This is a genomic window from Methanobrevibacter sp. (assembly GCF_017447225.1).
GTDB lineage: Archaea > Methanobacteriota > Methanobacteria > Methanobacteriales > Methanobacteriaceae > Methanocatella.
The window spans coordinates 1-4,641 of sequence record NZ_JAFSNZ010000044.1; the positions used below are offsets into that span (position 1 = coordinate 1).

At 34.1% G+C, this 4,641-nt stretch carries 7 protein-coding genes; 3 read left to right on the top strand and 4 right to left on the bottom strand.

Going from position 1 to position 4,641, the window contains the following annotated elements; all coding sequences use genetic code 11:
- Positions 1–301: 301 nt before the first annotated feature.
- From IJQ68_RS04635 to IJQ68_RS04645, 3 genes are read left to right on the top strand one after another with little or no spacing between them, the layout of a single operon-like run.
- Complete coding sequence (locus IJQ68_RS04635) at positions 302–685, top strand: hypothetical protein (protein WP_292797570.1); 384 nt, start codon at positions 302–304, stop codon at positions 683–685.
- Between the two features lie 11 nt (positions 686–696).
- Positions 697–1,443, top strand: coding sequence for a phosphopantothenate/pantothenate synthetase (locus IJQ68_RS04640; protein ID WP_292797571.1), 747 nt, complete (start codon positions 697–699; stop codon positions 1,441–1,443).
- Entirely contained in the window at positions 1,440–1,979 is a 540-nt protein-coding gene (locus tag IJQ68_RS04645; protein WP_292797572.1) for an AAA family ATPase, read from the top strand. Before IJQ68_RS04640 ends, IJQ68_RS04645 begins: the two co-directional genes overlap by 4 nt.
- Here IJQ68_RS04645 and IJQ68_RS04650 read toward each other — a convergent pair whose 3' ends face one another.
- From IJQ68_RS04650 to IJQ68_RS04665, 4 genes are all read right to left on the bottom strand, one after another.
- Positions 1,980–2,660, bottom strand: coding sequence for a TIGR00289 family protein (locus IJQ68_RS04650; RefSeq protein WP_292797575.1), 681 nt, complete (start codon positions 2,658–2,660; stop codon positions 1,980–1,982). It lies immediately after the preceding gene.
- A gap of 2 nt (positions 2,661–2,662) precedes the next feature.
- Entirely contained in the window at positions 2,663–3,469 is an 807-nt protein-coding gene (locus IJQ68_RS04655) for a hypothetical protein (protein WP_292797578.1), read from the bottom strand.
- A 63-nt stretch (positions 3,470–3,532) separates the two neighbouring features.
- Positions 3,533–3,964: a class III signal peptide-containing protein gene (locus IJQ68_RS04660; protein WP_292797580.1), complete on the bottom strand. Its 432-nt coding sequence runs from the start codon at positions 3,962–3,964 to the stop codon at positions 3,533–3,535.
- A partial coding sequence (locus IJQ68_RS04665) for a prepilin peptidase (protein WP_292797582.1) occupies positions 3,965–4,641 on the bottom strand: 677 nt, incomplete at its 5' end. It abuts the gene before it with no gap.

The window sequence follows — 4,641 nt, forward strand, 5'->3', positions numbered from 1 at the left end:
ATGTTGAATATAAAAATTTTCAATAAAGTATACTTGAATTTTTATAAAATATAAGTAAGTATATATATTAAAAGGTACATAATAATTAATTGGCTACGAAAGTAGCTAGAGATGTAGATTAAAACAGCCAAACTTTAAAATTCATTTCTCTAAAAAAAGCTTGTCAAACAAGTGATTAGGTAGGTAATGCCCATTACTTACCTAATATCCCATAAAACACTACTTTTTTTATTAATAAAGCAAATCTAATTTAAGAAAAATTTATATTAATTTTTTTACAAAGATATTATTGGGTAATTGTATGAAACTGAAATTAGGAATAATCTACGGAATTTTAATATGGCTTTTAACATATATCATTTCCAATATCTTTCAGCCAGTAATGATTGAAAATATTATATATATGAACATAATAGTTCCGATAAGCATTATCATTGTCGCAGGATTTTTTGGAATACTTTACATAAGAAATTTCAATGAAAACGAAGTAATTGAAGGAATAAAAGTAGGAATCCTATTTATCATAATAGACATAATATGCGACATGCTGTTTTTCATTATTCCCAATAACCAAAATGCATTGGTTTTGAATTACCCACTCCATATTGCTTATATGGTAATTATAATTTTAATAATAACCACATTGCTCGGTTATCTGGCACAAATGAACATTGAGTTAAAATAAAGAGGAAATCTATGTTATCAAAAGCTCATCCACGTTATGAATCATTAGTATTGAGAGATAAAATTGTTAAAGCATCCAAAGAAGGCATTCTTGCAGACTCAGCCATGATTGCTCACGGCAGAGGAGAGGCATTTGACTATTTGCTTGGCGAAAAAACCACATTGCCTGCAAAAAGAGCCATGTATGTTACTGTGGCATTGATGATTTTATCAAAAAATCCGGTAATTTCAGTTAATGGAAATACCACTGCACTGGCCATAGATGAAGTTATAGAATTTGCAAATGCTGTAGATGCAAAAATTGAAATCAACTTATTTTACAGGACTGATGAAAGAGTTGACAAAATCGCAAAACTGTACAGGGATCACGGCTATCCCGAAATACTCGGAAGCAATGACGATGAAATAATGTATATCAATGAAATCAAAAACCCTAGAGCTTCTGCAAGCAAAAGCGGAATATACAGTGCAGATACAATATTAGTGCCTCTTGAAGACGGCGACAGGGCTGAAATATTATCCAGAAGCGGAAAAAATATAATTACAATAGATTTAAATCCTCTATCAAGAACATCAAAAATGTCTGATGTTTCCATTGTGGATAATGTTGTCCGTGCAATACCATTCATGACAAAGATAGCTGAGGATTTAAAATCACAGGACAGAGACTTTTTAAAAGAGATGATTGAAGAATTTGACAATGAAATTAATCTGAAAGAATCGTTGGATTCATTTAAAATTAAAGAGGATGTAAAATGAGAGTAATGGGAATATCCGGCATGCCTGGATCCGGAAAGAGTTTTGTTTCTGAAATAGCTACCAAAAAAGGTGCTATGATTGTTAGTATGGGAGACATCATACGAGAAGAAGCTAAAAAGCGTGGCGAGTCAACTAAAGAAACTGCACAGAATTTAAGAAAAGAATTTGGAGAAAATATTGTTGCAGAGCTGACCGTTGAAAAAATTAAAAAAATCCTGGAAGAGGGCTTTGACTCATCCATTATCGTTGAGGGCATAAGAAGTCCTTTTGAAGTTAATATATTTAAGGAAAACTTCGATGACTTTATCGTACTCTCAATTTTCGCAAATCCAGATATAAGATTTGAAAGAATAAAATCAAGACAAAGGGAAGACGATACAACAGATTATGAGACATTCGTATCAAGAGACCAAAGGGAACTTGACTTTGGAATCGGCGATGTTATTTCCCTTTCCAATAAACTGATTATTAACGAAAGTGACCTGGACACTTACCTAAAAGAAATAAATGAATTTTTAGAAGAATATAATATCTAATTATTTTTCTTCTAAAACCGCTTTTTCAATAATATACAGACCGCTGTCTACATGCCATTGCTTTTTATCCTGCAATATTTTCACTCTTTTAGTGAAAATAGGTCCGTCTAAAACAAGGGTTTCGGCTTCACCTCCTTCAAAAGCTATGTTGAGACCAACTTTATCATTAAGCTTAACCAGATCATCTATGCATTCATCATCGATTATGCGGCCAAGCCATTTTTCATCAAGTCCATAAGCCGCTACTCCACTGATTATGACCTTAAATCCAAGGGATACTATTTCTCTCATATAGTCAAGCTCATTTACATGCCAATATGGAGAAATCACCTTAAGACCACATTCGTCGCCCAGCTTTTCAATCCTTGACTTTTGATAAACTGAGTAAAGTGCACCAGTGTAGATAGCTTCAACGCCTAAACTTTTCAGTTCCAGAAAACCTCTTTTCAAATCTTCAAGTTCCACCTCTTTAATTCCATCAGTTTCAACACTGATGATTGGAATATTCATCGCTTCTGCAAGCAAATCAGTGAGGTGAATGTTTGGAACATGAAACATATATGACTCGTCATTGGCTGACTTCATCGAAAGAAGATATTCCACATCTTCACCATTTTCTAAAGCATTGTAAACAGCCATTGTGCTGTCTTTTCCGCCGGAAAATAATACTGCGACCTTCATAATTATCTTTTCTTTTTAGTGCGCATAAATCTGTCAAATCTTCTTTTTCCGACAACGAAAGAGTCGAAGAAAAGACCTAATATACCGACTACAACACCGATACCTCCGCATACTAGAACAAATTCAGTGTTTGAAATCATTGATGCATTGGTGTTGTCCAGACTGGATTGGACAGATCCGTCAATTGATGAAGCTACAATTCCTTTTGAAAGAAGATACTCTTCAACCTGATCAAGTGCAGATGAGGAAATGACGACTTTTGCGTGTACCTGCGCATAGGAAATAGGTCCGCCGAAGACTAACTTGTACCAGTCAGCGAATGATTTTAAGGCTTCGGATGAAGAATAGTTATCAAGAGCTATATAAATTGTTCCGTCAGTTTTGTTGACAGTGTAATTTGTAAAGTGAGAGTCAACATTACCTACAGCATAATTGAAGTATTCATATTCCCTGTCCGAGAATTTCCACAGAGGTATCGTGATTCCTGTTTCCTCAAAAGATTTAAAACCTTCGATTTGAGACAAATCACTTTCAAGCTTATTGATATCCGTTGAAGATGAAACATCAAGGTATAGCGTTTCCTCATTTCCTGGCATTGCCTTTTCAAACGAGCTGGCGATTTCGGGTATATCCGAATAAATCGGACTTAGGAAAAAGGCTCCTCCCAAAGCACCTATAAAAAAAGCAACAACCAAAACTAGTGCGATTTCCTTTTTAGGCATGAATGGTCTTAACATACCTATGGAAAAAACAAATATCATCATTATTAAAAATAAGACGATATAAATAATAGTAATAATAATATCCATTAAATCCCTCATTTAACTAAATATAATTTATTATATAAATTATTACTATTAAATAAGTTTTGATTAATATTTCTTATAGATTATCATTTTTTCTTCACCAATCGGCCATTCCACTATAATTTTGTTCTCACCTTTGTCAAGATTGAGTCCGCCAGATGCAAGATTTGAATTATGATTCAAAATTAAGGTTTTTGACTTTCCGTCACTTAGTTTTAAGGAAGCGGAAATGTATGAATTCGTTATCTTAACATAGGTCGGCCTATTCACATCCAGAAAAACAGTCTGTCTTGCTCCCTGGCCTTCTCCATAAACCTGACTTATTGCACCGGAGAGTTTTGAAAGCTCACCTTTCGCATTCAGCGTGTTTGATATATCCATCGTTTTTTCAATAGCGATTTCGGCTAATGGGAGAGTGAACGCTATTAGAAGAATCAGTGAAATTGCAAATATCAGTAAGTATTCCAGTGAAATCTGTCCTCTATCATCATCAATCATTTATATCACGAAAATTATGTTGTTTATAATTATCATCGAGAGATCGCCGTAAAATATGGCTATTATCAGTCCCAGAAGAACTGACGGGACAAAGGGAAATCCCATCTTTACGGAAATCTTATTTGATATTATTCTTTGAGCGTTCATTATCTTTAAAAGATACATGTCTTTGGCCGTGATGCCTCCGGCGGTCACTGTCTTAAAATAGTACTTGGAAACCGAATCATTGCTTTTAAAGACCTTCAGATTAGTATCTTTATTAGATTCAATCAATTCCTTAATCCTTTCATCGTCAAATAGGAAATCATTTACCATCATCCCCTCCTTCAAATCAGCGACATTGATGTGTTTGTTGAAACTTGAATCAATTAGAATTTTTAGGCTTTTGTAATTGAAAAATCCCTTGAACACTTCAACGTTTTCATCAAATACCCCATTCTTGTTTATCAGATAAACCAGCATGCATATCAGAAATGGAAATGATACCAGAATGCTGTTTACCATCACTGTTAATGAAAATGGATAAAATGACAGTACAGGAGAAATGTTAAAAAATGGAGTGTTTACACCAAAGGGTATAACTGATGAGATGGATGAGAACAGTTTTACATCACCGCCACCCCATACATTCAATTGCCATAAAAGGAAAGTGATAGTGTAAGTTATAGACCATGAAA

Excerpts from the sequence above, each read along its gene's own strand:
- IJQ68_RS04640 (WP_292797571.1), top strand. The coding sequence starts at position 697 with ATGTTATCAAAAGCTCATCCACGTTATGAATCATTAGTATTGAGAGAT.
- IJQ68_RS04655 (WP_292797578.1), bottom strand. The coding sequence starts at position 3,469 with ATGGATATTATTATTACTATTATTTATATCGTCTTATTTTTAATAATG.
- IJQ68_RS04645 (WP_292797572.1), top strand. The coding sequence starts at position 1,440 with ATGAGAGTAATGGGAATATCCGGCATGCCTGGATCCGGAAAGAGTTTT.
- IJQ68_RS04635 (WP_292797570.1), top strand. The coding sequence starts at position 302 with ATGAAACTGAAATTAGGAATAATCTACGGAATTTTAATATGGCTTTTA.
- IJQ68_RS04660 (WP_292797580.1), bottom strand. The coding sequence starts at position 3,964 with ATGATTGATGATGATAGAGGACAGATTTCACTGGAATACTTACTGATA.
- IJQ68_RS04650 (WP_292797575.1), bottom strand. The coding sequence starts at position 2,660 with ATGAAGGTCGCAGTATTATTTTCCGGCGGAAAAGACAGCACAATGGCT.